Consider the following 25815-nt stretch of genomic DNA (forward strand, 5'->3'; position numbering starts at 1 on the left):
AGCATAAGACGAGCAGATGGTGGGGAGTGCTTTTCTTCCCATCAGCTGATTGGCTTATGACCTCGAGCCCCTAGGAGCCGCAGCTAGATCGAGCAGTTTGCCCCCCGCTTACCCTCCTTTGATTCCTCTGAATCTTGAAGCGGGGGTCTTACTGCCCGTTAGACTGCGATAAATGAAGGAAGAAAAAATGGGGTTTCACTGTCTTTCTTCTTCAATATGCTCCTTTATCAACTCAACAAATGCCTGCACCTGCTTGAGCTGAAAGGCCGATTCGTATCCCAGAAGCCATGTATCACGCTTAATCGGCAAATTATTCTCGTCAAGCAGCGGGATCTTAAAAATATTTTTCTCTGCACCGTTCAGCGTAATGGCCGGGAGAATGGCGTACCCTATTCCATTGAAAGTCATTTGCTTGCATGTTTCAATTTGGTCAACTACTATTGTCCTTTTTGGAGAAGTTTTGAACTGCCGCAGCCACCAGTCTTGAATTTCCTGATAATAGTTTGAATCACTCTTAAATTGAATGAATGGCCGGTCTGTTTCAAGAACCTGCTCCGGCCTTGTAATTTCTGTATCAACCAGATAAAGACTGTCCTTAAATAAAGGGATTTTAATCCCCTTCCAATCCGGAGTCCCTCTGATAATTCCAATATGAACCTGATCATCATAAAGAGATTTTAATATTTCACTGCTCCAGCCTGTAATCAGAGAAATTTTTGCCTGGGGATAGCGGCTGACAAACTTTTTAAGAACCTGCGGCAGCCAATTCTGTCCGACAATTGAAGCAACTGCAATTTTTAACGTTCCATGAACCTCCGAATTAAGGGCAGTAATTGACTCCCTCACTTTTTCTTCTTTGGCCAGAACTTCATTAACAAATTGAATAACAATTTCTCCTGCCGGTGTCAGAGACAATCCCTTTTGGGAGCGGAGGAATAGCTTGTTCCCCCATTCCTTTTCAATATTCACAAGGCGCTGTGAAAGCGCCGGCTGCGATACAAATAAACGCTCAGCCGCTTTCCTCATATTCATTTCCTGTGCCAGCACCGATAAAAGATGAAATTCTGTAAGTGAAGACATAAACATCTTCCCTTCATAACTTTTTCTTATAGTATATCTTAATAAATTTTGAATTTCTTTATCATCAATTTCGATAATGGTTTAGAGATAAAGTTCAAGAAGTGAAACATAAAAAATCTCTGCACGATAAATGCAGAGATTTACATGCGCCTAATCGGCGATTTCCCTTTCATGCTTTGGCAGTGCAAAGACCAATAAGAAGCTTATCACAGCAAATAACAGCACTGCATAATACACCGAATGAAGTGAAACGGTAAGGCCATTCTGCAGAATTTCCTTTATTCCCGCATCCATGCTGTTTCTTGCATCTTCATTCAATAATACATTTGCTGAATCTAACGATAAGCTGGCGTCTATGCCTTCACCATTATTCTGTATATATGATTTGATCTGACTGTTCAAAATTCCGCCCAGCAAGGCTGCTCCAATGGTGTTGCCCAGATTTCTCATAAACATATTGGCAGCAGTGGCGATGCCCCTTTGATTCCATTCCACTGTACTCTGAATGGATACAATGAAAGCTGTAGTAGTCAAGCCCATGCCTGCCCCAACCAGAAAACTCCCAGCTGCTGCCCATACGGGTCCCGCTTCAGGAGTGAGGGTAACAAACATAATACTCCCCGCTATCAAAAACACTCCGCCTATGACAGATGTACTTCTAAAACCAATTTTTAAAAGCAGCTTGCCTGCCGCTGCAGAAGCAATCGGCCATCCAATCGACATCGTGGTAAGTGTAAAGCCGGCTACTATCGGAGATCTTTCCATGACACCCTGTACAAATGCAGGCAGAAAACTGGAAATCCCTATAAGCATGACACCGGTGGTTAAGGAAGCCAAATTGGCAATTAGTATCGGCTTTTCCTTCCATATATTAAAAGGCATCATTGGTTCTGCAGCTTTTTGTTCCTGCAGGATAAATAAAATAAAGGCAATTACACTGACCGCTAAAAGGCTGATGGCTTCAATGGAATTCCATGCCCAATTTGTTCCTCCCTCCACAAGCACAAACATGAGAGATGAAATGGAAACAGTTAATAGCACAGCTCCGGCATAATCGATCTGGTGTTTTTTCCTTTCCACATTTTCATGGAGGAAAAGCCATAAGCCTGCAATAGCCATGATGCCAAGCGGAATGTTAACCCAAAAAACATATCGCCAGCTGACGAATTCAACCAGCAGTCCGCCTATTGCCGGGCCCATGATAGCTGAAATTCCCCAAACGCTTGATAAATAACCCTGCACCTGTGCCCTTTCCTCTTTTGTATAAATATCCCCGACAATGGTTGTTGCAATCGGCATTACAGCTCCGGCACCAAAACCCTGGATTAACCTGAAAATGATCAGTGCAGTCATTGATTCCGCAAAACCGCATAAAATGGAACCAATTAAAAAAATGATAATCCCGAACGTTAAAACGGGCTTCCGCCCAAATAAGTCAGAAAGCTTGCCGTAAATCAAAACAGTCACAGCATTCATTAACAAATATGCTGAAAACACCCAGCTATATAAAGCAAATCCGCCTAAATCCCCAACAATGGCAGGCATCGCGGTTGACACTATGGTTGCCTCAATGGCCCCCATAAACATGGCAAGCATTACTGAAGCCAGCACAAAAGGCTTTTTGGTCACTTTCCTCTTTCCTTGAGGCATTTTTTTATGTAAAGTTTGACTCAAGTATTTCCCCTCCATGAATAAATCCGAAAATAACGGCCATAAACCCGTCTGAATACTCATCATTGAAAATAAAGCAAGCTCCCACTGCGGGGAGCTGATTTTTATTGTTTATTTAATCGTCTGATATGTTTGTTTAGCTGATCCAATACTGTTCTGCGGGTAAGTATTCCCTCAAAATAGCCTTCCTTGTTTTCAACACAAACAAATGGATGGTCAACTAATAGTGCGATCGATTGCTGGATAGAAGATTCATCATCAAGCCTTGGAATATTTGCGTTCATAACCTCTTCAACCCTTTTTTTCTCCAGCTGCTCAAACTCAATCCGCTCGAGACCAAGAATGGAATCCATAATAATGGGTGTGCTAATTAAGCCCTGCAGCTTATATTGAGGGTCCAGTACAGGAATTGCTGTATATCCGCTTTTCGTTAGTACTAAGAGGGCATGCTCCAGGCTATTCCCAACCTGCACATGTGCTACCCGTTCAGAAGGAATCATGAAATCACTAATGTTAAATTCTAAAAATTCCTCGCTATGAAGACTGATCATCACCGAAAACTCCTCAAAAATTAGTTATGCTTCTTAACCATTTTATCACAGTCTTCGGCATTTTGCGCCTATTATCCTTTACTGGTTTGAATGTCTTTAACTTCATAGCCGCAGTCAGGACAATGAAAAATAACATTTTGATTAGATTGTGCAGTTAATACGGCATCAATTTCTTTTTCTGCCCTGCAGCTCGGACATGTTACAGTTGGCATCATTCTGCTTCACCTCAACTTAAAGAATCATATACTGCTTATTGTTCTCCATGCCTAATTTTTCGAGCCTCTATTGTCTTTTAAAATTTCTTTCATTTCTTCAAGAGTTTTCCTGATCCGTATTACTTCTCTTTTTGTATTAATTAAATCTGCAAGCAAAAGCAGAACAGTAAAAAACAGCATAATCGTGAGCAGGTAATACATTTCACACCTCTGGCAATTGGTTTATTATTAAAGCAGAAATAAGAAAAGAGGCCAAAAGGCCCCTTATGTATGTGGTGAATTATTGAATCAAATCGAAAATTTCGATTGTGATCATATCAATGTTGTCGAATTGATATCTTTTTGGCTTTTCTTTATCGTTATATACTTCAAGCTCAAATGTTTCATTTTTCGGATGAAAAGTTACCTGACATTTTCTTTCACCATTCACCTCAAAAAATCTTTGCATTGGCTCTCCGCCTGTTGCTTGTTCCTGTAAGCTCTTTAAGCGTGTTAATATACCTTGAAGCTGTGACATGCTCTCTCTCCTTTCCAAAACAAAACCCATAATTAACATTTAGGTTTCTCTTTTGGCATGTTTCTATCCTTATGAAAATAAATTCAGAATATTCAAGCTGAATGCTTTACATACCAATATTAACAGAATAAAATATTGTCAGGTGTTTGTACAAGCAAAAGCTTTATAAAGGACGTGATTTTTTTTGCCAAAACCTGAAAAATTAGCGGAAAACCTATATTTAATTGATGATTTTGACCTTTCATTGGAAAAACGTACCGGTACATATGTCTTAACAGAACAAAAGCTGACTTTGATTGAAACCTCGGCCAGCCCCTCGATCCCCTACATTTTGGAAGGACTGAATCAGCTTCACTTTACACCGGAGGAAGTTGATTATATCATACTGACACATATTCATCTCGATCATGCGGGCGGCACAGGCTTATTATTAACCCACTGTCCAAACGCAAAGGTAATAGTCCACCCGAAAGGTGCCAGGCACCTAGCAGACCCTTCACGCTTAATTACCGGTGCAAAAGCCGTTTATGGTGATCAATTTGATGGACTGTTTAATCCAATATTGCCTGTTTCAGAGGATAAGATTATCACTAAAGAACATGAAGAAGAGCTTGACATAGGCCCAAATTGCACTCTGAAATTTTATCATTCGCCCGGACACGCCAATCACCACTTCAGTATATTTCACCCTGCTTTAAATGGGATGTTTACGGGAGATACTGCTGGTGTATTTTATCCGCAGTTAAAAGAGCTTGGGATTGAATTGTATCTGCCCTCAACTTCACCAAACCAATTCAGTCCAGTCAAAATGCTCGAATCCATTGACATGTACGAAAAAATGGATCTTGAACTTATTTTCTTTGGCCATTACGGCATGAGTTCAACCCCGAAAGAAGTCTACAGGCAAATAAAGGATTGGCTTAAGATTTTCATGAACGCAGGGGAAATTGCCTTTTCTGGCGGGGGGTCTATTGATCAGCAGTCACAGGCGGCACAAGCTGTTCTCGAAGAGAAAGTTAAAACCTTTCTTAATGGTAAAGGCGTCCCATCTGACCATCCTGTATACGAGATTCTTTCTGTAGACATCGCTGTCTGCTCGATGGGATTGATTGATTACCTGCATAAAGCAAACTGATTGCCTGCTGGATCATCCTGCTTTATGATAGAGTTACAAAAGACAGAGAGGATACAAAAATTGAAAGAGATTGTTTTATATACACAGCCGGATTGTCCGCCCTGTGAAATCACAAAAATGTTTTTGAATGAGAATGGATATGCCTATACAATTAAAGACATAAAAAAAGATGCCGCTGCACATAAAGAGCTGACAAAGCAGTTTAGCTCCTTTTCTACGCCAACTGTGGTTATCGGGGACACCGTCATTAGGGGATTTGACCTGGAAAAACTTAGATCAGCTCTTGGAATGGAATAAAAAAAGAGCTTAAAAGCCCGTTAAGCTTTTAAGCTCTTTTAATTGGCTGCCAGCTGTCCGTCCAGCTCCTGTTGTTCAAACAAAGCTAATATGCCTTGGTTATCTGTTAAGAGCATGCTTCCTGACCGAAACATGACATCAAATGGATTTAACAGAAACCCGAATTGATAGGAAGGCTTCTTTTGCCAAGTTGTTTCAGGGGGTTTAAAAGAGGTTGGTTTTGCCGCTTTTTGCCCACTCTCTGCTTTGTTTATTATTTTCCCGGGAATATTTTCACCCAGGAATTTGGCGACTTTCATTTTCCCTCCTTGCTCCGTCAGCAAAATTCCCTCATAGTGGCTGTCATAACCTACAGGTCCTTCATGGTTTTCCGGAAAATATTCATACACATAAACTTTCCCATTTTCTTCAACAACTTTGGTATTATCCGAATATGTAAAAAACGGAATGTAGTATGCCGCAACATCTCCTCCAAGAGTGAAGTATTTGCCATTTTCAGAAACAAGATTTTCTTTCAGAAATTGATTTTTAGCTTCTTCAGAAAAATACGGCTCAAGCAATTCATCGACTTCATTCATGCTTCTCTCTTCCCCGCTAAGCTCAACCTGTGCTTGAAAGGCATTCTGCAGGAATTCGTATACCTCTTCTTTATTAGTATTTTTCTCGGCATAAGTATGAGAAGGAATCGCTGCGATCATGACTGCAATTGTGATAATAATTCCTGTAATATGCTTGTACATTCCACTCTCCCTTTCTTTATCGATCACTTAGTTTGTACCCTCAATTTTACCAGCAAATAAATTTCCTGATACCTGCTTTCGTTCTCCAAATTCTCTAGTGTTTTGACAGAAAAATTCTTTTCTTGTTAAGAATCTACCCGTATTGACAAAGAATTAACGCAGCAGATGGAAAAGTCCATAATTAATTGGGATGTAAATATTGTAAATTGGTCAATTCCATTTTTTACACAAAAAAAACCCTCCAGTGGAGGGTCTTCACCAAGTCCATGTAAGTGCAAAATAAATAATCATGACAAGAAGGATTCCAAAGCATATGGCATATGTCAAAAATATAGGATTCCTGATATATGCATGCTTTTGAACATTATCCGGCAGTTCTGCATCGATATCGCCCTTTACTGCCTTTCTTTCTTTTCCAATAAACAAAGTGTAAACTAAGGAATATACAAGTATCCCAAGTCCGATCAGTAGTATGATCAATGTGTACATGCTCATGGTTAATCTCTCCTTGAGGAAAGTTCTACACTTACATTCCCTCAAATCAAGATTGTTTATACTTATAATTTAATCTTATAATAACCCATCATGCTCGTATAAAAATTCGTATGATAAATCCACAAATAAGTAATCATTTGTATTAAGCGGGAAGGAAAAGGTCCTAATGGTTTCACCTGTCTCAATATCGGTATATAAATCAGAGAGGATTCCCTTTTTATTTATTCGCATCTTCATTATATTTTCAAGAAAATACGGCCTCCAGCTCCAATTTTTATGAAGATATTCATTTTGGAAAATCCATCCTCCATCCCGTTTGAAGTAATTCGCAGATTTCTGAAATCCGTCTTCATCGCAGATATACAGGCGAAAAGCTGCCCCGTCCAAAAGAAGGGCGATCTGCTCCAAGGTTTCTTCATAAGCAATAATCTTTTTATTTTTATTGACAAAATCAATCAGCTTGTCATTGAACTCAAGTGTAACCTGATACAGCGACTCCAATTTTTTCTTTTCATGCACAATAAACCGGTGGCATTCGTTTCGCAGTTTTTCCTTTAAAATATCTCTGTCCGGAAAATTTTCTGCAGGTTTTTGCAAATAATATCCCTGATAGTAACGCCCTCCATTTTTCCATGCATATTGAAGCTGGTAAACCATTTCAATATTTTCAAAAAGCAAGCTAGCTCCAATTTTCCTGGCAAGCATGGATAAGGAATAAAGGATATCATTAAAATTATAAGCAGATGCATTGGATTTCATGGACTCCAGATCCACCTTTAAAATGTCAGGAGCCAATTGTCCGATTCGATCGAGATGACTGCTTTCATTTCCAAGTTTATCTATTGCTAACTTGATTCCATATGTCCTGTAGTAATTTAAAAGATGGTCCAGATGGTCAATATCGCCCTTGTAATTCCTTTCGGTAATTTCCAGTACAATCCGGTCAAGGCTTATGCCTTTTTTTTCATATTCCTGGAGGGCATTTAAAAATTGTTCCCCATCGTTATACATGAGCATGTCAGCATCTCTATTTATAAAAATCAGAACATCTTTATCAAGATTCTGCGCCTTGCCTAATGCCTTTTTTAATATTTCATAATCAACCTCAATCCGGAATTCTTCAGGAATATTCTCATCCTGGAAGAATGGCCCCAAACTGATAACCCCATCAGAACCTTTATATCGGCCTAATACCTCATACCCAATGACACGGTGCTCATCTGCACTGAATATTGGCTGGAAATAGGGAAATACATTATCCAAATCTGTAAGGATATCCAATGCATCCATGTCCTAGCCTCCCTATGTAAATAAAGTGAAACTGCGATTAATGAGTTATTATACCATATTCGCTTAAAACTTTTACTATTCAAAATATAGCTTCCAGTACTTGATGAAACATGTTTGTTTGGCAAAAGCTTTTCATCATATTGCCGTGTTATACTCCACAAGCTAATATCAGAACATCAAGAGAAAGAGGGTATTTCATGAGGAACTTCCTATTTATATCCCTTCTTATTCCTTTGCTTGGGTGCGGACATTCAGAACCGGCCAGTCCTGTACAAGAGACAGGCATCGATTCAAGAGAGCTGACTGCCCAAATACCTGTCAACGCAAATAAGGACCAGCAGAAAGTAACAGCCCGTAATACGGAGGCCACTACGGCTGTTAAAAAACGATCTGTCATCATTGATGTTCCACTAATCAGACAAAATCCCGAATTGAAGTATGGTTGTGAAGTAACCAGCTTGACAATGGTTCTGCAGCATGCAGGTGTCCAAGTCGGGAAAATGGATTTGTATGATGAAGTAAAAAAAGACCATGATCCGCTGATTCGCTCAAAAGGTGATATTTTAAAATGGGGTAATCCTGAAGAAGGATTTGTGGGAGATATGACAGGAAGAACTGCCGGATACGCAGTTTTCGATAAACCAATTGAAGAATTGGTGAATAAATACCTGCCAGGAAGAGCCGTTAATTTAACCGGCCGGGATTTTGATGCAGTTCTTATGCATGTTTCCAAAGGATATCCTGCTGTCGTCTGGACGACAGGAGATTATAGGCTTCCTGACCGCTGGGAATCCTGGACTCACTCCGGCAAAACCATTAAAACTCCATTAGATCTTCATGCAGTCGTATTGGTGGGGTATAATGACCAGTTTGTTTTTCTAAACGACCCCCTCTCAGGAAAAAAACAGGTGAAGGTTTCAAAAGAACAATTTATTTCATCATGGAAGGCATTGCAGTCGAGAGCTGTAAGCTATCAATAGAATATGCCAGCCGGCTGAAAACAAATCAGCCGGCTTTAATATACATTAAAACGGAAACTGCTTTAGCCACTGGCCGCCATCCATTGTGATGCACTCCCCATTAATATAACCGGCATGTTCTGAGAAAAGGAAGAAGGCCAATTCTGCAATTTCCTCCGGCTTTCCAAGCCTGCCAAGCGGTACACTTTGAAGTGTCCTTTTTGCAGCTTCCTCCGATTCCCACAGCTTGTCAGCCCCCCCTGTCCTTTCAATTGGACCTGGAGCTATCGCATTTACCCTGATTCCAAATTTTCTGCCCCATTCGACAGCCAATGTTCTTGTCATAGATAATACCCCTGCTTTTGCGGCAGCCGAGTGTATGACACCCGCTCCGGCGTCCCATGCATACGTAGCCACCATATTGATAATGCTTCCCTTTATCCCCTTTTCAATCCAGTATTTACCGACTTCGCTTGAACAATAAAAGGTTCCATTCAGGACAATATTAATAACAGAATTCCATCCATTTGCACTCAGCTGCTCTGCAGGGCATATAAAATTTCCTGCTGCATTATTAACGAGGAAATCAACTTGCCCAAATGTACTCAGTGTTTCATTAAGCATATGTTTAACATGTTCAATCTCACGGACATCCATTTGAATGGTTAAAACTTGTCCATTGGTTGTTTCAATTTCAGCTTTTGCTGCCTCCAGGCGTTCCGGGTTTCTTCCTGTTATCACCACATTGGCACCGGCTTCTGCAAACCTCTTTGCCATAAACTTCCCCATGCCGCTTGAACCGCCAGTAACAATGACTGTTTTGTTCTTCATCCTATTTCCCCTCTCAAAAATGAATGATCATTCATTTACATTTTACCATTAATTATAGAATTTTCGAATTATTATTTACAAATAAATAAATTAATTTAAGGAAAATGAAGGATAAAAAACAAGCATAGTTAATTCTTCTTTTTAATAGGATAGTTTGATAGTATTAAAGATACTGTAATGAGAAGGCGATATCTCTATTCTCATGCTGACTCCAGAAAAAATTTTTAAAAGATAGGTTGGTATGCCCAATGCCGGAAAAAGTGTCCAGAAGATCTTTTTTAAAAAGAACTCTCGGCTTTTTTGCTGCTGTGTTTGGAATTAGTGCAGGCGGCTATTATTATGCACGGGATATTGAGCCTCGGCTCCTGGAAATCACAAACTGCAAAATTTCTGACAGCGCAATTCCCCAAGCGTTTAATAATAAAAAAATCATCCAATTCAGCGACACCCATTTAGGATTTCATTATGACCTGAAACAGCTGGAAGAATTGATTGAAAAGATAAACAGCCTGAAGCCTGATATTGTTTTCTTTACAGGTGACCTGATGGATGAACCTAATAAATATCAAAAGGCAGACCAAATAGCACCGCTCCTGAAAAGAATTCAGGCACCTCTCGGCAGGTTTGCTATTTATGGGAATCATGATCACGGGGGCTATGGTTCAGATATCTATAAGTCCATTATGGAAGAATCAGGCTTTATTCTTTTAATGAATGAAAATCGCAAACTCGAATTTTCCGGAAGCAGCATCGGGATTATAGGCATTGACGATGCCATGCTCGGAAGGCCGGACATAAAGCTTGCCAGCGAAAATATGGACGATGGATCATATAATATTTTATTGTCCCACGCACCGGATTTAGCAGATGCAGCCTCTGCCTTCAGCATAAATCTGCAGTTGAGCGGTCATAGTCATGGCGGCCAAATAAAACTGCCGTTCTTTGGAGCCTTAGTTAAACCACCACATGCTGAAAGATACTATGAAGGCTTCTATGAAATTGGCAGTCAAAATCCATTAACTCTTTATGTAAACAGAGGGCTTGGGACAACCCGTCTGCCCTTCCGCTTTTTATCCAGACCTGAACTGACGGTGTTTACCCTGCAATCAGACAGCAGCATCTAAAGGGAAAGTTAATCATTGCAGCTTTCCTTTTTTTGCTGCATTCAGGACAAATTTAAATAATAAGATACAAGATGATTTTTCCATGCATATATTTAAATAAACCTTTTCAGAAAGAGGTGGATGCTATTTACCATATAGTAAAGCCCAGTGAGACAATGTCAGTCATTGCTCAAAATTACCGCCGCCCTTTAAGCGAGCTTTTGGCGGCAAATCCTGCCATTGTAAATCCAAGACTGATTTATCCAGGCCAGCGAATAGTGATACCAGGATTGCCTGAACCTGATTCCATACCATATACCATCATAGTTTCAAGAAGCAAAAAAAACTTAACTCTTTTATCTTACGGTGCCGTACAAAAAGTCTATCCCATTGCGGTCGGAAAAATGCTGTCTCAGACGCCAATTGGAGAGTTTGTAATTGTGAACAGAGAACCTAACCCCGGGGGTCCATATGGGGTTATGTGGCTTTCTCTGTCAAAGTACGGCTACGGAATTCACGGAACCAACAACCCTTCCTCAATTGGCCAATCTGTTTCCAAAGGTTGTATACGAATGTATAACCAGGATGTCCTCCAATTGGCACGCATAGTACCAAATGGCACAAAGGTACTTATACAACCATAGATACGATCGTCCCTTTATAAAACTTTCGCAAAAAATTGCGAAAGTTTTTTATTTTTGTTGATTTATTTACCAACACGACATATCATAGTGATATATCATATTGATATATCGTATTGATACATTGAAAGGAGTTTTATTTTTGTCTATAGAACATACCATCCTTGCTGTACTAAGCTTTTGGCCCAGCACAGGATATAATATTAAATCAGAATTTGAACACAAAGCTGCTGGCCTATATTGGGGAATGAGCTATGGAAGCATATACCCGAAATTAAAAAAGCTCGAGGAAGAAGGTTTTATCTATGCAATAGAACAAGAAGATGAAGGAAGAAAGAAAAAAATGTATGAGCTTACTGCTAAAGGCTGGAAAGAGTTTGAGAATTGGCTGAAGACTCCTCCTTCTTTCCCCGTTATTAAAGATGAACTGCTAATGAAAATGTCAACCTGGCATGAAGATATGGATAATGAAATACTAATCAGCCATTTATTAAAAAGAAAAGAAGATGCGTCAGATATTCTTAAATTCGTAAAAGAGTGGCCGAGAAATGGATATTCCTATATCACCAAGCTTGGCACCCTCTCGATTCGATATGCAGAAATGAAACTGGAAACAGAAATTAAGTGGATCGAGGAATCAATTGAAGAGCTGCAAAAAGATAATCTGCCAGATGGCCAGGATCCTTATGGCAATACTGAAAAGCTGCTGAACAGGAGAAGGATGGCCATCGGAAGGGATGATGGGAATTGAAAGCGAAACCAGGTATTTTTAAACCCCTCAAGCTAAAATCCTTTCGCGCTCTTTTTGGCGCCCAGTTATTTTCCGATTTGGGGAACTGGCTGGATTTAATTGCTTTGCAGGTTATTGTCGCTTATCACTGGGGTCTGGATGAAACGGCAATTGCCTCTGTCATTATAGTTCTCGGTCTTCCGTGGGTCATCATAGGGCCATTTGCAAGTGTGTTTGTGGACAGAATGCACAAGAAAGCAGTTATGATTGTTTGCCTCCTTTTAAGAATAGTCTTTGTAGCAGGCTTATTTTACGCTCCTAACTTATACATTCTTCTATTATTTGTGTTTTTAAAAGGAACAGTATCAGCACTTTATGATCCTGCAAGGCAGAGTGCCATCCGGATGATTGTACCTGAAAGCATGCTGCCTGAAGCAGTAACTCTAAGCCAGCTTTCAGTCAACACGATGAAAATTGCGGGGCCCGCATTAGGAGGAGGGATTATAGCTGTTTTTGGACCCAAAAGTCCTTTTCTGTTTGAAGCAGCAGGATTCTTTATAGCTGTTATTTTCCTGCTGTTTCTTCCCAGCTTAAAGTCCTTGGAAGAGTCAGATAATAAAATGGCTGGCGGCCACACAGCCAAAGGGGGATTTTGGAAAGACTTTTCCGAAGGCATCAAACATATTTTTCATACTCCCCTTTTAAAGATCTCGATTATTCTTTCTTCTGCAGCGTTTTTCATTATTTTCCTTTATGATGGGTTATTTGTTTTTATTGCAAAGCAGATTGGATTTAATGAGGGGAATTTCGGATTCCTGATAAGTGCAGTGGGAGCAGGAAGTGTCGCAGGTTCACTTTTGCTGGGCCAATGGACAGGGTGGAACCGGAAACCCATCCATTTAATGAGCTCTTCAGCCATATTAAGCGGCGTTTTTATAGCAGCTGTTGGGCTTGGAGGCTTAGGTTTTCTTAATATACCACAATTGGCCTGGATAATCGGTGCATGTCTTTTAGGCCTCTTAGGGGCTGGAGAATCTGTCCCTTACGGCTATGTTCTTCAATCTGAAACACCGAAGCACATGATGGGCAGAGTTTCTGCTGCCGCCATGTCCCTTCAAACTTTTTCCATGCTTACAGCACCTGCAGCCGGAGCTCTTCTTGCCAAACAGCTGGGTGTCTCTTTTGTTATGATTGGCGCAGGCATGGCAACGACATTATTAGGCTTCACCATGCTCACAGTTATATGGAAAAAATCAGGATCCTTCCAGTCCATAAGCGGAAAGCAGCTGGATGGATAAGCTTTTCTAATATAAGCCCTATCCTAAGTTGGTTTTATTGACTAAAAGGGGTATAATATTTTTATACCCCTTTAAAATATGAAAGGAGATTGGAAATTGAATTCTGATAAGAAACAATATCCCCATCTGCAGCCAACGGTTGAAAACCTCTCTCAAGCCATCTTCACCGTTAACCGCCATGCAAAGACAGCACCTAGTCCTAAATTTTTGTATAAATTAAAGCACGATGCCCTGCACAAGCTGATCAAAGAAGGTAAAGCCCAAAAAGCAGGCCTGCATTATTCCGGCAATCCCAAAAATAGCCAGCAGCAATCAGATGTTCTTGTAAAGTGCGGGAACTATTCTTTCCATCTCCCGCCCTCTAAAGAGGATTTTTCTGAACTTCCCCATTTGGGCAAGCTGGATTCCTTCGTCCGAAATCCTAAGTCCTCCTTATCACTTAATGCAGCGAAAAAATTGCTAATGTCATATACAGGACTAAAAGAGCTTAATAGCCCGCCGAATGAAAAAAAACAGCGCTATCAAAAGCCTGTATTTAAGAAATTAGGAGAAAGTTACTTTTAATTAAGAAAAGCGGAAGCGCCTGTTCACCCCCGACACCTCAAGGGGGTAGGCCCTGGAGCTAGACATTTAGCAAAGTACCAAAAAGCTGGAATGAAAAACTCCAGCTTTTCTTGTTGTGCCTTATAACGCATGCTGATCAATTAATAGCACTAATTCAGCAATTTCCGGCTTGCTCACCTGTGCATCTGCCCCAACCATTTGTCCTTTATGGCGAAGATCTTCGGTAATCAATGAAGAAAAAATAATTACCGGGATTTCTGCAAGCAACGGGTGATCTTTCACTTTCTTTGTGAGGTGGTGCCCGTCCATTTGCGGCATTTCGATATCCGTGATCATGAGCTGTACTTCATCAGTGACATTCCGTCCGGATTCTGCTAAAGAATGCAGATATTCATAAGCCTCATTGCCGTTCTCAAAAAATTCAATCCGGGAAAAACCCGCTTCATTTAATGTATCGTTCAAAAGCTTTCTTAATAATGGAGAATCCTCTGCAATAATCAGCTTCTTATCAGATCTTTCACGCTTTCCAAGTTTTTGCACCTTCTGGATGCTGATCCCTGAATCAGGATTAATTTCAGTGACCATTTTTTCAAAATCAAGCAGCAGGACCATTTCTTCACCAAGCTTTATGATTCCGATAATCTGGCTTTCCTGTCCCTGGTACATTTCAGATGGTTTTTCAATTTGGTTCCAGGAAATACGGTGAATCTTCGAAACATTATGAACATGAAAAACAATTTTCTGCTGATTAAACTCTGTAACAATAAACTTATCCTGCTGGGGGGTTTCCGATGGAGCCATATTCAGCGAAGAAGCTACATCCACTACAGGAAGCACCTCACCCCTCAGTTCAATGATTCCTTCTATATTTCTATGAGAATGAGGGACAGGAGTAACCTGTACAGGGTTTATAATTTCCTTCACTTTAATCACATTTATGCCGAATTTATTCCTTCCTATGGAAAATTCAACAATCTCGAGTTCATTCGTTCCGCTTTCAAGTAAGATGCCTTTTTTCTGATCCACTTTTAATCGCCCTTCCTTTTTCATCTGGCTATATCTATATTCGGTGCTGCAAATTATGTCTTCTATAGCAGAGCACTTGCCATTTGATTCTTTTTCTCTATTAATATACCATGAATGGGTAAAATTTCTTATTAAAATTTAATATTTTAAATCATAAGTCCCCGTTATGCAGCGCAGCTGTAATGCTAAAACAATAAAAAGCAAGCCTGGAGCGGCCTGCTTCTGGAATGCTATACAAAATGTACGGTTATTCTGGAATGCTGTCGTCTTTTATTTTTGAATGAACGAGCAGTCCGATTATAGTCAAAATCATTAATGAACCTAAAGCCAGTCTGCTCGCCATGTTTCCATAGCTTGCGAAGATCAGGGTAATGCTTCCGTAAATGAGCGGACCAATAATGGATGATACTTTCCCTGAAAATGCAAACAAACCAAAAAACTGTCCTCTTTTATTTTCAGGGGTTAATTCCACAATATACGTTCTTGTGGTTACCCACATGGAACCGAGGGCAACGCCAAACATGCTGCCTGCAATCCAGAACATTGCTTCATTGACAGCGCCAACCGCAATTGCCAATGCAACAAGAAGAAGGATTCCAACATACTTAACCGCTTTATTTGCCCCTTTCGCCTTTGTTATATAGCCAAATACAAAAGAACCAATTATACTTGACACCGTGGAAACGAGATATAACAAAATGAATTTGCCAGTGGTAAAGCCGACAATTGTTTTTGCATAAACGGCCATCATCGCAATCGTGGTGGCAATTGCATCATTTAAGAAAAAATAAGCAATCATGAAAGTGAAAATTGATTTATAATGTTTCATTTCTTTAAAGGTCTGCCAAACTTCCTTATACCCGGATAAAAATGATTGTTTTTCTTTTGGCTGATAAGGCTTATCTTTTACAAATAAAAACAGCGGCAATGAAAACACCAGAAATAAAATAGCCGTTGGTATAAAAGATTCGTGAAAACCGTCATCACCCACAAATAAATAAACAGTCAGGCCAACAAGGGTTCCAATATAGCCGACTGCTACTCCAAAGCCCGAAATCAGCGGAATATCCTGCTTTGTTCCCAAGTCTGAAATCATTGCATCGTAAAACACCAGACTGGAATGGAAAAAAAACTTTGCAATTATAAAACAAATAATAACAAGTGCAAGGTAAACAGGCAGCCCAAATATTTTCCCGCTAATCTGGCTGGATGCAAAAACACCCATCAATATCGTTGCCATGACAGTAATAAGCGTGAAGATCACTATATATTTCTTTTTTCTTCCTGTCCTGTCTATCATAACTCCGAACAAGGGTGAAAACAGGACAAGAAAAAAGCTTGCCAATGCATTCGAATAAGATATAAACGTACTTGCGATCTGATTTAAAACTTCATTCTCTCCTATTACTTCCTGCAGGTAAAATGGAAAGAATATCGTATTAATATTGGATGAAAAGATGGTATTCGCAAAATCATATAGTGCCCATGATACGATCGGCAGGGTCATATACAGGCGCAGGGAATTGAATTTCCCCGGCTTCTTGAGCTCCGTTTTTTCTATTTCCATGCCATCAGCTCCTTCATGTAAAAAAACAGTGAGACTGTCACTGCATATTAAACCCTGATGCCGGCAGCCTGGATAATTTGCTTTTTATGGTGAATGTCATGTTCAATAAAATCAGCAAAATAATCACGCATAGTTAAGGCAGTACTGCCTATTGTAAAGGCTGTATCCAGTTTTTCTTCAGTCATTCCTTCTAGTATATGAAGGAATTTTATTCTGACTGATAATAGTTCTTCAATTATTTCCAGTTTTGTATGCTTTTGAGCATATTCTGCTGCAGCATCATTCACATACTGAAAGTCAGGATAGCTCTCAAGCTCTGCGCCCTCTTTAAAAAATGGGAAACGCTTCTCAAGGGAATATCTATCCCAAAATAACAGATGGGCAACTACTGCGGCAACCGGCCATTTTCCGGTTTTTACAGGCTTTAGCCAAGTTTCCTGGTCAAGCTCTTTTATAGACTCTAGCCACACTGAAAAAGATTCATAGTGAGTAATAATATCCTTCTTTTGCATTTTCATCCTCCCTTTCTAAAAATATATTCTGCATGCAAGCAATAAATCCTTTTTAGTGCTGTCCCTCAAAAAGCTGTATAGCAGCTAGGCCATACAGCTTTTTTTTGAGTTATTTTTTTACTACAACTGTGCCTGCGATTAAATCGTGCAGTGCCTGTTTTTTCTCTGTAAAGGCCGCAATGATGTAGCCGATAAGGAAAATTCCAGACAAGATGGCCATGGCCAAATATCTCCCAAGCGCTCTCCAGAAGGAAATGCGATTACCATTTAAGTCAGTCACTTTTAATCCCAGCAGCTTTTTCCCTACAGTCCCCTGCCATGCGGATGCATGCAGGCCTGCAAAATAGGCAACAGCAATGACAAGATTGACAATAAAAGTTACTCCAAGTGCACCAAAATATGACCCCATGAATGCAAGAGCTTCTGCATCGGTCATTTCTGCTTCCATATAAGAAGGGTCACTTATCATCGTGTTAAAAACGTCAGAAGTGCCAAAGAAGATCATAAAAATAACGATGCTTAGAATGGCAAGCGGGATTCCAACAATAATAGAATCAATTAAATAGGCCGCAAATCTGAGCCAGAATCCGCCATATTCCCTTGTGCTTTCATAAGGCTGCTTCTCTAAAGATGTCTCCACTTAAAAACCTCCTTAAATTAATTAAACAGGAAACTTATAAACTAAAAGTATAGTTTCCACTATCTACTAATGTTAATCTCTAAATGAATTATATTCAACTATTTGTAAAATCTTACACAGATTTATTTTTTCAAGTATTTTTTTTAAACGTTTTCATCTTGACTATTCTGTGAACACTCTTCTAACACTGTAGACACCCTCTTACGCAAGGCATAAAATAAGTCTGTAAAGCAGAAAGTAAGGTTTTACATAAATAAAAAAAGAGGTGCAATCAGGCATGAAAGGTACAGCAATCCTTTACCATGATGAAAACAAGGTTACGATTCTGGAAAATGTGGAACATTCAGTGTTTGAGGAAATGAAAGATCAATGCGGCGATAAACATTGCCAGTGTCATATAGAAAATAAAGTAATCGACTTTGGTGCTGTATCCCCGGTTTTATGGCATGAAGATGAAGTTGATTGGGATTACGGATACTAATTATATTTTTGCAGGCTCTGAATAGTACTCAGGGCCTGTTTTATTTTTTACTGTTTGCCGCTGTGCCAAAGTGTTAGAATAAACAGTATGATGATACGAGGTGAATACATTGGAACATTTAATCAACCAAAGAGTGAAGGACATAGAAATTTCCGGAATCAGAAGGTTTTTCAATATGGTTGCCGGCACCAAAGATATGATTTCTCTTACAATTGGACAGCCTGACTTCCCTACGCCGCTGCATGTTAAAGAAGCAGCAAAACAGGCAATCGACGAAAACTTTACCTCCTACACACACAATGCGGGCGATATTCGATTGCGTGAAGCTGCAGCTTCCTTTGTAAAAACAAAATATAACCTTACATATAACCCTGAATTTGAAGTCATTGTGACATCTGGAGCGAGTGAAGGAATTGATATTGCCTTCCGGACAATTTTGGACGAAGGATCGGAAGTTATCCTGCCTGGTCCTGTTTATCCCGGATATGAGCCAATCATAAAACTTTGCGGTGCAGTTCCGGTACATAGTGATATTTCGAAAAACAAGTTCCGATTTACTGCAGATTTAATCGCGGAACAAATGAGTGAAAAAACAAGATGCATTGTTCTTCCATACCCATCGAATCCGACAGGTGTCAGCCTAACACTGGAGGAACTTGAGCAAATTGCAGCTCTTGTTAAGGGCAAAGATATCTTTATCCTTGCTGATGAAATTTACAGCGAACTGATCTATGATCAACCCCACCACTCAATCGCTTCCCTTTTACGGGATCAAACTGTCGTCATTAATGGTTTATCCAAATCCCATTCCATGACAGGCTGGCGCATTGGGCTATTATTCGCACCGGAAAATCTGGCCAAGCATATCTTGAAGGTTCATCAGTATAATGTGACTTGTGCAGCATCTGTCTCCCAAATGGCTGCCCTTGAAGCGCTGACAGCAGGGATCGACGACGCCCTGCCAATGAGACAGGAATATGCCAAGCGCCGTGACTATGTTTATGAGCGATTAGTACAAATGAATCTGGATGTAGTCAAACCTGATGGCGCTTTTTATTTTTTTATAAAAATTCCTGATGGTTCCATGAACTCCTTTGAATTTGCCCTTTCACTTGTTGAAGAGGCAGGAGTTGCAGTAGTTCCCGGCAGTGCATTTTCCTCATATGGGGAAGGCTATTTCCGAATATCTTTTGCCTATTCCATGGACACATTAATGGAAGGGCTTAACCGGATCGAAAAGTATCTGGAATGCATTAAAATATAAATATCTAAGCGCCAATCCCTGTTTAAAGAGATGGCGCTTTTTTTTCGTATATTCCATTAAAAAAGCAAAAAGGCAAGCTCCAGCCTGCCTTTTTGCAACTATTGCCCCTGATATTCCCCATTGTTTTTTGAAGCTTTTTCCTTTTTAGCTTTATCCTTCTGAATTTTATTTGTATCAGCACTTCCAAATTCATGAGAGAATTCAGAATCAATAGCAGCAGAATCGAAACCTTTTTTGTTCTTCTGCTGAGGATCATTTTTTTTGTTTCTTTTACCCACCTGTCTAACCCCCTTTTCACTTTCTTTATTAGTTTGAAGTGAAAAAAGAGGGTTTATTCATAAAATGGGGCTTATTACTTTTCCCAATATTTATATAATGCCTGTGTACCGCTGTTTTCTTCTCCGTTTTCAGCAAGCTCAGCATACATTTTCCTTGCGAGCGAGAGTCCCGGAGTCATCATCCCCATTGCTTCAGCTTCATTTATGGCAATATTCATGTCTTTTATGAAATGTTTAATATAAAAGCCCGGTTCAAAGTTCCCCTCAATCATTCTGGGTGCCAGATTGGATAAAGACCAGCTTCCTGCTGCTCCAGATGTTATGCTTTGAAGAACTGTTTTTGGGTCCAAACCTGCTTTTTCAGCATAAACAACCGCTTCACACACCCCGATCATATTGGATGCTATCGCAATTTGATTGCACATTTTCGTATGCTGTCCGGCTCCCGCATTCCCTTGATAAACGATATTCGTTCCGAGGAGATTGAAAATCGGTTCTACAGCCAGAAATGCGTCCCTGTCTCCTCCTGCCATTATTGAAAGCTTTGCATCTCTTGCGCCGATATCTCCACCTGAAACAGGGGCATCTATTGCATATATGCGGTTTTTGCGTGCTTCTTCATATATCCTTTTGGCTAATGTTGGTGTCGAAGTTGTCATGTCAATTACATATGTATTGTCTCTGCCATTTGTGATAATGCCATTTTCCCCGAGATACACTTCCTCTACATCTGCGGGATAACCAACAATGGTAATAATAACATTTGCTTTCTTTGCAACTGCTGCAGGAGTCTCAGCCCACTCTGCCCCATGCTCTATCAGTTCAGAGGCTTTCTCTTTGGTTCGTGTATACACGACTAACGGATAGCCGGCTTTCAACAGGTGTCCCGCCATGCTCTTGCCCATAACCCCTGTTCCTACAAACCCGATAACTGTATTTTCAGGTGAAATCATGGTACCCACTCCCTTGAAATTTCTGAATTTTTTACATTAATACTACCATTGTTTTTGTTTGAATAAAAATATTAGGATCGCCAAAACGACAAAAGACCAGGCAAATACCTGGTCCATCCCCAATTTTATGCGCGTAATTTATAATACCCAAATAGAGTTAAAATAAAACACCCTTTAAAGCTGGGATGAAAAGTTGTTTAAGAATGCTCTCGCTACCACTTCATCCTCATTTATAATTTCGACGGAAACTGCATCTTCATTCACAATCATTTTTTCTATTTCGAAAACGTGCAGATCCTGTATAAGAGGAATGGGATTCATAAAAATATAGTTCCCCTTTTCATTATTGATTTCTATATATTCCCCATCAATAATAGTGTCCTCCCCATAAACAAACTCATTCGTCCCCAAGGCAGCAGCCAGCTTTTCATTATGTATGGAAACTTTTACTTTGTATAATTCTTCTTCTGATAGAATTTTTTCATTAATTTTAAACCGGAACTGCAGCTCATTATTTTTAGTCAGCAGGGCTTCAGCATGACTATTGACGATTGAATCCTTTGTACCCTGCATGCAGCCTGACAGAAGCAATGCCAATATGGCGGTGAACATCAGGCTAATGATTTTTTTATTCATGAAGAATTCCTCCTTTTTCATTACCTTTTCCTTTACGGCCTGACAATAAACCCCAATTATAAAACTTAATTCTAATCCTTGGAAATAACAGAAATGAGCACATGAAATAAAAGAAGCCCTTCTCAGGCTTCTTCAGTGCAGTACGCGGCTTAAAAATGCGCTTTGTTTCTCATATAAGTCGTTCTGCTGTTTTTCTTTAATACATCTATATCGATCATGAAAGAGAAAGCTGATTATTATGGTAACCATTTTCCATCTCTCCTTTTTGTTTTTGTAGCTTAATTATAGGAGAGTTTTTTATTTCGGATAACAACCATAAGATGTGATTTCAGTCATCCTTAAGACTGAGAACCGCGCTAAAAGCAAAAAATAAACCGGCCATTATAGGCCGGTTTAAAAAGGGGGGAAAATGAGAATGATCAGCTTTATTAAGTCTGACCTAAGTGCTTACTTCTAATTTACCCGGGAGATTATATTTAAAACTCACAAAATATTACAGTTTGATTACAGCTTAGCTATTTCTTTTACAGCTTGGACTACTTCTTCGGCTGTATTCATATGAAGCGCTTTTGCAGCCAGTGCTTCCATGTCCTTTTTGTTCAGGCGGCTGATTTGAGAACGGGCTTTAAGGATTGATGTAGCGCTCATCGAGAACTCGTCAAGTCCTAAACCCAGCAGCAATGGAATTGCCGTTTCGTCCCCAGCCATTTCACCGCACATGCCAGCCCATTTTCCTTCTTTGTGCGCTGCGTCAATTACCATTTTAACTAAACGCAGGATCGCAGGATTATATGGCTGGTAAAGGTAAGAAACACGCTCATTCATGCGGTCTGCAGCCATAGTGTACTGAATTAGATCATTTGTGCCTACACTGAAGAAATCGACTTCTTTAGCGAATTGCTCAGCCATAACAGCAGTTGATGGAATTTCAACCATAATTCCTATTTCAATGTTATCGGCAACTTGTGTGCCTTCGCTAACAAGCTTCTGTTTTTCTTCTTCAAGGATTGCTTTTCCCTGACGGAATTCATCAAGAGTGGCAATCATAGGGAACATGATTTTCAGGTTTCCAAAAGTACTTGCTCTTAATAAAGCCCTTAATTGCGTCCTGAACATATCCTGTTCTTCCAGACATAGGCGAATAGCACGGAAGCCAAGGAATGGGTTCATTTCCTTTGGAAGATTAAGATAAGGAAGCTCCTTATCCCCGCCGATATCCAGTGTGCGGACTACAACCGGTTTCCCGCTCATTCCTTCGAGTACAGCTTTATAGGATTCAAACTGCTCCTCTTCTGTTGGAAGCTGATCTCTACCCATATATAAAAATTCCGTACGGTAAAGGCCAACGCCTTCTCCGCCATTTTCAACTACACCCTTCAAGTCTTTAGGAGTACCAATATTGGCAGCCAATTCAACATGATGGCCATCTGCTGTCACTGATTTCTCATTGACAAGCTTGGCCCACTCAGCTTTTTGCTCCTCGAATTTTCGGTGCTCTTCTTTGTATTCAGCAATAGCCTCCGGGGTCGGATTAATATGTACTAAACCTTTTAATCCATCCACGATAACCATGTCGCCATTATTTATTTGCTTTGTAGAATCCTTTGTTCCAACTACTGCTGGAATTTCCATGGAACGGGCCATAATGGCAGAGTGAGATGTTCTTCCGCCAATGTCAGTTGTAAATCCTTTAACGAACTGGCGATTTAACTGAGCAGTATCGGATGGTGTCAAGTCTTCAGCTATAATGATAACTTCTTCTGCAATCATGCTGGGATTCACTACTTGTACTCCGAGCAAATGTGAAAGTACACGTTTCGTTACGTCACGGATATCCGCTGCACGCTCTTTCATGTATTCATTGTCCATTTGTTCAAACATAGTAATGAACATATCCGCAGTCTCTTTTAAAGCAGATTCAGCATTTACATTTTCTGTTTTGATTTTATCTTCAATTGGCGAAATTAATTCCGGATCACTCAATACTAGAAGATGAGCATCAAAAATAGCTGCTTTATCTGCACCCAGCTCTTTATGGGCATTATCACGGATAACTTCCAATTCACCTTTAGATTCAGCTAAAGCTGATTGAAAGCGTTCAACTTCCTGTTCAGCATTTTTGACTGTCACTTTATCAAAAGAGAGATCCGGCTCAACCAAACGGTAAGCCTTGGCAATAGCAATACCGCTTGACGCCGCAATACCATTTAAAAAGCTCATTATTCAGCCAATCCTTCTTTTTTCAATGTTTCTTCAAGGCTGTTAAGAGCATCCTGTTCATCGCTGCCTTCAGCAATAATTGTAATATCGGCACCTTGTCCAACACCTAAAGACATAACGCCCATGATTGATTTTAGGTTTACTTTCTTTTCTTTATATTCAAGGTGAATTTCTGAGTCAAATTTGCTTGCAGCTTGTACAAGCATTGTAGCTGGACGAGCGTGAATTCCTGTTTCTGCAGTTACTTTAAATTGTTTTTGTACCATATGGGATCAATCTCCTTCGTATTATTGAATATAAATTAAGATGTGCAAGGCGTTGCCTCACGAACTTAATAACGGGAACTGGAATGTTTCAGCAAAACCAGCAGCAGGATGAAACCGTTATATTCCGTCCTATATGCTGTTTTATTTTTTCCAATGCCGAATTATTCATGTATATAGTTGTTCAAAAAGGATGAGAAAAATTAGTGCAATCATTTCTTCTCGAAGCTCCTCTGCTTTTCGAACACTTCCATAGAATCAGGTAAGATTACCGGGCTGTAATTAAGTCATCGGACAACTTACATCTCAGACAAAAGAATAGCATTTCACATTCATTTAGACAATGAAAAACCCTTAATTTTTAACGTTTGTTCACATTTTTTTGAATAAAACGCTTTCATTTGCCAAGGATTTCTACTTATCATTTCAGTTCTATTTTTTTAAAAATCACTGGCGTTTGTTGATACTTATCTTGTTTTCTAACCAGCTTCGATGTTTCTTTGTATTGAAGTACATTATAGCCTATTCTCATTTTTGAAATAGTCCCCTTAAGAGCGGTTTCATGATCGCCTTCCCGTTCCGTATAGAGTGTAACAAGATCTGAGACTGATCGGGCCAGCATTTCTATTACATGTTTCAAGTCTTCATGAGAATAAGTTGTGTTGTCTTCCATTAGGTGCTCGAGGATATCCTGAGATAAGCTTTTCACTCTGTATGCTTTTTCTTTTTCAAGGTTCATCTGTTTATCCCGCCTTTTTGATTAATTTCTCAATTATATGCGGGCAAGAAGGGTGAAATGCTGTGAGCTTGGCTAAGAAAATACTAGTTTTTTCCTTCAGGAAAAAATTGGGCATCATGATTGAAAAAGTTCTTATAAGATAGAAGGATAAATAAAATTACGGATAAACCTACGCTGCCCAAAATCCCCAGCAGGATGACAATCTGATATTCAATCGCAAGCAACGGACTTACTCCCGATAATATCTGCCCGGTCATCATACCAGGCAAAAAAATGATGCCCATTCCAAGCATATTGTTTATAGTCGGCAGAACAGCGGAATCAAAAGAATGATTAACATATGGCTTAACTGCAGTTTTGGGTTCAGCACCAAGCATCAGGGCACCCTCGATCATATCTCTTTGGGAGGTAAAGGAATTCAGAAGCTCCTTTACACTCAGCGTGATGCCTGTCATGGAGTTGCCAATTATCATGCCTGCAATTGGAATAAAGTAGCGGGGATCATACCAGGGCTCAAAATGAATAACAACAAAATTAAAATATATTAAACAAAATGCTGTACCTGTTATCATGGAAATCGCAATGGTTTTTTTTAGAGTTACTGACAGTCTGGTTCCAGCCTGTTTATAGATTGTGTAAATTGCAAAACCTTCCATAATACAGATCACACCTAACGTTAAGAACGGATTGGAAAGTTCAAATAGATAGGTTAATACATAGCCTGCAATCACAAGCTGAAGTGTCATTCTGAAAGCAGCCATTGCCAGCATTTTTTGACGAGCGATGCCTCTCACCTTGAAGATTAAGATTAGAAGCAGTACAAATAGGTAAGCTGATATTAGTCTCCAAAGTTCAATATCAATAATTGAGCTATTTTCCATCAGACTCCTCCATAGGTGTTTTCTCCATCTCTTCCGCAGACCGGGATAAAGTGAAACTTCAATCAGCAGGGGCTTTCCTTATCCCCCACTGATTGTTAGTCGCGTTCTAGTGTCGCTAAGATCTCCGCTAGCGCTTCGATCAATGGATACTACGAACCCGATTGGTTCAACTAAGCCTCTGCCTGCGCGTCGGCAAGTTTCACTGTATCTCACCAATCGGGCCTTTACATTATAAAGC

The 25815-nt window shown here is 39.9% G+C and carries 31 protein-coding genes; 10 read left to right on the forward strand and 21 right to left on the reverse strand.

The features are described from left to right. Nucleotides 1-195 precede the first annotated feature (195 nt). The 6 genes from BK139_RS22270 to BK139_RS22285 all read right to left on the reverse strand — a co-directional run bounded on the left by BK139_RS22270 (nucleotide 196) and on the right by BK139_RS22285 (nucleotide 4034). Nucleotides 196-1080, reverse strand: coding sequence for a transcriptional regulator CcpC (locus BK139_RS22270; protein WP_048010649.1), 885 nt, complete (start codon nucleotides 1078-1080; stop codon nucleotides 196-198). A gap of 150 nt (nucleotides 1081-1230) precedes the next feature. Then, a complete protein-coding gene (locus BK139_RS22275; RefSeq protein WP_076263220.1) occupies nucleotides 1231-2730 on the reverse strand; it encodes an MDR family MFS transporter in 1500 nt (499 codons plus the stop codon). A gap of 125 nt (nucleotides 2731-2855) precedes the next feature. Beyond that, on the reverse strand, nucleotides 2856-3302 hold the full coding sequence (cbpB, locus tag BK139_RS22280; protein ID WP_076263172.1) for a cyclic-di-AMP-binding protein CbpB: 447 nt from the start codon (nucleotides 3300-3302) through the stop codon (nucleotides 2856-2858). Nucleotides 3303-3373: 71 nt separating this feature from the next. After that, nucleotides 3374-3517, reverse strand: a complete 144-nt coding sequence (locus tag BK139_RS24200) for a hypothetical protein (protein WP_175609180.1) — start codon at nucleotides 3515-3517, stop codon at nucleotides 3374-3376. 51 nt (nucleotides 3518-3568) lie between these two features. Continuing rightward, nucleotides 3569-3718, reverse strand: a complete 150-nt coding sequence (locus BK139_RS24205; protein WP_175609181.1) for a hypothetical protein — start codon at nucleotides 3716-3718, stop codon at nucleotides 3569-3571. A gap of 79 nt (nucleotides 3719-3797) precedes the next feature. Further along, the gene (locus BK139_RS22285) at nucleotides 3798-4034 is read right to left on the reverse strand and encodes a YkuJ family protein (protein ID WP_035328567.1); all 237 of its coding nucleotides are present in this window, start codon (nucleotides 4032-4034) and stop codon (nucleotides 3798-3800) included. A gap of 184 nt (nucleotides 4035-4218) precedes the next feature. On the opposite strand from BK139_RS22285, the gene BK139_RS22290 reads away from it, so the two are divergent. Together BK139_RS22290 and BK139_RS22295 are read left to right on the forward strand one after the other, a co-directional pair. After that, nucleotides 4219-5169 (forward strand): MBL fold metallo-hydrolase, encoded by a 951-nt coding sequence (locus BK139_RS22290; RefSeq protein WP_076263174.1) that lies wholly within the window; start codon nucleotides 4219-4221, stop codon nucleotides 5167-5169. Between the two features lie 60 nt (nucleotides 5170-5229). Continuing rightward, a complete protein-coding gene (locus BK139_RS22295) occupies nucleotides 5230-5466 on the forward strand; it encodes a glutaredoxin family protein (protein WP_076263177.1) in 237 nt (78 codons plus the stop codon). A 38-nt stretch (nucleotides 5467-5504) separates the two neighbouring features. On the opposite strand, the gene BK139_RS22300 is transcribed toward BK139_RS22295, so the two are convergent. The 3 genes from BK139_RS22300 to BK139_RS22310 form a co-directional block, all read right to left on the reverse strand. Then, nucleotides 5505-6206 (reverse strand): DUF3993 domain-containing protein, encoded by a 702-nt coding sequence (locus BK139_RS22300; protein ID WP_076263180.1) that lies wholly within the window; start codon nucleotides 6204-6206, stop codon nucleotides 5505-5507. A gap of 255 nt (nucleotides 6207-6461) precedes the next feature. Then, complete coding sequence (locus BK139_RS22305; RefSeq protein WP_076263182.1) at nucleotides 6462-6701, reverse strand: hypothetical protein; 240 nt, start codon at nucleotides 6699-6701, stop codon at nucleotides 6462-6464. A gap of 75 nt (nucleotides 6702-6776) precedes the next feature. Continuing rightward, nucleotides 6777-7991 (reverse strand): EAL domain-containing protein, encoded by a 1215-nt coding sequence (locus tag BK139_RS22310; protein WP_076263184.1) that lies wholly within the window; start codon nucleotides 7989-7991, stop codon nucleotides 6777-6779. A gap of 197 nt (nucleotides 7992-8188) precedes the next feature. Between BK139_RS22310 and BK139_RS22315 the strand changes: the two genes are divergently transcribed. Next, nucleotides 8189-8971 (forward strand): C39 family peptidase, encoded by a 783-nt coding sequence (locus BK139_RS22315; RefSeq protein WP_076263186.1) that lies wholly within the window; start codon nucleotides 8189-8191, stop codon nucleotides 8969-8971. Nucleotides 8972-9016: 45 nt separating this feature from the next. Here BK139_RS22315 and fadH read toward each other — a convergent pair whose 3' ends face one another. Continuing rightward, nucleotides 9017-9781, reverse strand: a complete 765-nt coding sequence (gene fadH, locus BK139_RS22320) for a 2,4-dienoyl-CoA reductase (protein WP_076263188.1) — start codon at nucleotides 9779-9781, stop codon at nucleotides 9017-9019. 248 nt (nucleotides 9782-10029) lie between these two features. Between fadH and BK139_RS22325 the strand changes: the two genes are divergently transcribed. The 5 genes from BK139_RS22325 (at nucleotide 10030) to BK139_RS22345 (ending at nucleotide 14117) form a co-directional block, all read left to right on the forward strand. Beyond that, nucleotides 10030-10905 carry a metallophosphoesterase gene (locus tag BK139_RS22325; protein ID WP_076263190.1) on the forward strand — a complete coding sequence of 292 codons (876 nt, stop codon included), beginning with the start codon at nucleotides 10030-10032 and terminating at the stop codon, nucleotides 10903-10905. A 125-nt stretch (nucleotides 10906-11030) separates the two neighbouring features. Further along, nucleotides 11031-11528: a L,D-transpeptidase family protein gene (locus BK139_RS22330; RefSeq protein WP_076263222.1), complete on the forward strand. Its 498-nt coding sequence runs from the start codon at nucleotides 11031-11033 to the stop codon at nucleotides 11526-11528. 139 nt (nucleotides 11529-11667) lie between these two features. After that, nucleotides 11668-12276 carry a PadR family transcriptional regulator gene (locus BK139_RS22335; RefSeq protein WP_076263192.1) on the forward strand — a complete coding sequence of 203 codons (609 nt, stop codon included), beginning with the start codon at nucleotides 11668-11670 and terminating at the stop codon, nucleotides 12274-12276. Further along, nucleotides 12273-13553 (forward strand): MFS transporter, encoded by a 1281-nt coding sequence (locus BK139_RS22340; RefSeq protein WP_076263194.1) that lies wholly within the window; start codon nucleotides 12273-12275, stop codon nucleotides 13551-13553. Before BK139_RS22335 ends, BK139_RS22340 begins: the two co-directional genes overlap by 4 nt. Nucleotides 13554-13631: 78 nt before the next feature. After that, complete coding sequence (locus BK139_RS22345) at nucleotides 13632-14117, forward strand: YkyB family protein (RefSeq protein WP_172581916.1); 486 nt, start codon at nucleotides 13632-13634, stop codon at nucleotides 14115-14117. A 120-nt stretch (nucleotides 14118-14237) separates the two neighbouring features. Here the strand turns inward: BK139_RS22345 and BK139_RS22350 are convergent, their stop codons facing one another. The 4 genes from BK139_RS22350 to BK139_RS22365 all read right to left on the reverse strand — a co-directional run bounded on the left by BK139_RS22350 (nucleotide 14238) and on the right by BK139_RS22365 (nucleotide 17862). Next, complete coding sequence (locus tag BK139_RS22350) at nucleotides 14238-15143, reverse strand: chemotaxis protein (protein ID WP_076263224.1); 906 nt, start codon at nucleotides 15141-15143, stop codon at nucleotides 14238-14240. 247 nt (nucleotides 15144-15390) lie between these two features. Beyond that, nucleotides 15391-16710, reverse strand: coding sequence for an MFS transporter (locus BK139_RS22355; RefSeq protein ID WP_076263196.1), 1320 nt, complete (start codon nucleotides 16708-16710; stop codon nucleotides 15391-15393). A gap of 47 nt (nucleotides 16711-16757) precedes the next feature. Further along, complete coding sequence (locus BK139_RS22360; RefSeq protein WP_076263199.1) at nucleotides 16758-17222, reverse strand: DinB family protein; 465 nt, start codon at nucleotides 17220-17222, stop codon at nucleotides 16758-16760. A 109-nt stretch (nucleotides 17223-17331) separates the two neighbouring features. After that, the gene (locus BK139_RS22365) at nucleotides 17332-17862 is read right to left on the reverse strand and encodes an RDD family protein (protein ID WP_076263201.1); all 531 of its coding nucleotides are present in this window, start codon (nucleotides 17860-17862) and stop codon (nucleotides 17332-17334) included. 277 nt (nucleotides 17863-18139) lie between these two features. Here BK139_RS22365 and BK139_RS22370 point away from each other — a divergent pair, with 277 nt between their 5' ends. After that, complete coding sequence (locus BK139_RS22370; RefSeq protein ID WP_076263203.1) at nucleotides 18140-18343, forward strand: hypothetical protein; 204 nt, start codon at nucleotides 18140-18142, stop codon at nucleotides 18341-18343. 109 nt (nucleotides 18344-18452) lie between these two features. After that, entirely contained in the window at nucleotides 18453-19607 is a 1155-nt protein-coding gene (locus BK139_RS22375) for an aminotransferase A (protein WP_076263205.1), read from the forward strand. Between the two features lie 98 nt (nucleotides 19608-19705). On the opposite strand, the gene BK139_RS22380 is transcribed toward BK139_RS22375, so the two are convergent. The 7 genes from BK139_RS22380 to BK139_RS22410 form a co-directional block, all read right to left on the reverse strand. Beyond that, the gene (locus BK139_RS22380) at nucleotides 19706-19885 is read right to left on the reverse strand and encodes a hypothetical protein (protein ID WP_076263207.1); all 180 of its coding nucleotides are present in this window, start codon (nucleotides 19883-19885) and stop codon (nucleotides 19706-19708) included. Nucleotides 19886-19959: 74 nt separating this feature from the next. Next, nucleotides 19960-20838 (reverse strand): NAD(P)-dependent oxidoreductase, encoded by an 879-nt coding sequence (locus tag BK139_RS22385; RefSeq protein WP_076263209.1) that lies wholly within the window; start codon nucleotides 20836-20838, stop codon nucleotides 19960-19962. 174 nt (nucleotides 20839-21012) lie between these two features. After that, on the reverse strand, nucleotides 21013-21474 hold the full coding sequence (locus BK139_RS22390; RefSeq protein ID WP_076263211.1) for a hypothetical protein: 462 nt from the start codon (nucleotides 21472-21474) through the stop codon (nucleotides 21013-21015). A gap of 504 nt (nucleotides 21475-21978) precedes the next feature. Next, nucleotides 21979-23694, reverse strand: a complete 1716-nt coding sequence (gene ptsP / locus BK139_RS22395; protein WP_076263213.1) for a phosphoenolpyruvate--protein phosphotransferase — start codon at nucleotides 23692-23694, stop codon at nucleotides 21979-21981. Next, nucleotides 23694-23960, reverse strand: a complete 267-nt coding sequence (locus BK139_RS22400) for a phosphocarrier protein HPr (protein ID WP_035328512.1) — start codon at nucleotides 23958-23960, stop codon at nucleotides 23694-23696. The genes ptsP and BK139_RS22400 overlap by 1 nt, the downstream gene beginning before the upstream one ends. A gap of 418 nt (nucleotides 23961-24378) precedes the next feature. Continuing rightward, nucleotides 24379-24696 carry a hypothetical protein gene (locus BK139_RS22405; RefSeq protein WP_076263216.1) on the reverse strand — a complete coding sequence of 106 codons (318 nt, stop codon included), beginning with the start codon at nucleotides 24694-24696 and terminating at the stop codon, nucleotides 24379-24381. A gap of 83 nt (nucleotides 24697-24779) precedes the next feature. After that, the gene (locus tag BK139_RS22410) at nucleotides 24780-25577 is read right to left on the reverse strand and encodes an ABC transporter permease (protein WP_076263218.1); all 798 of its coding nucleotides are present in this window, start codon (nucleotides 25575-25577) and stop codon (nucleotides 24780-24782) included. Nucleotides 25578-25815 lie beyond the last annotated feature (238 nt).

This window comes from Paenibacillus sp. FSL R5-0490, from assembly GCF_001956215.1.
In the GTDB taxonomy this organism is placed as follows: Bacteria; Bacillota; Bacilli; order Bacillales; family Cytobacillaceae; genus Cytobacillus.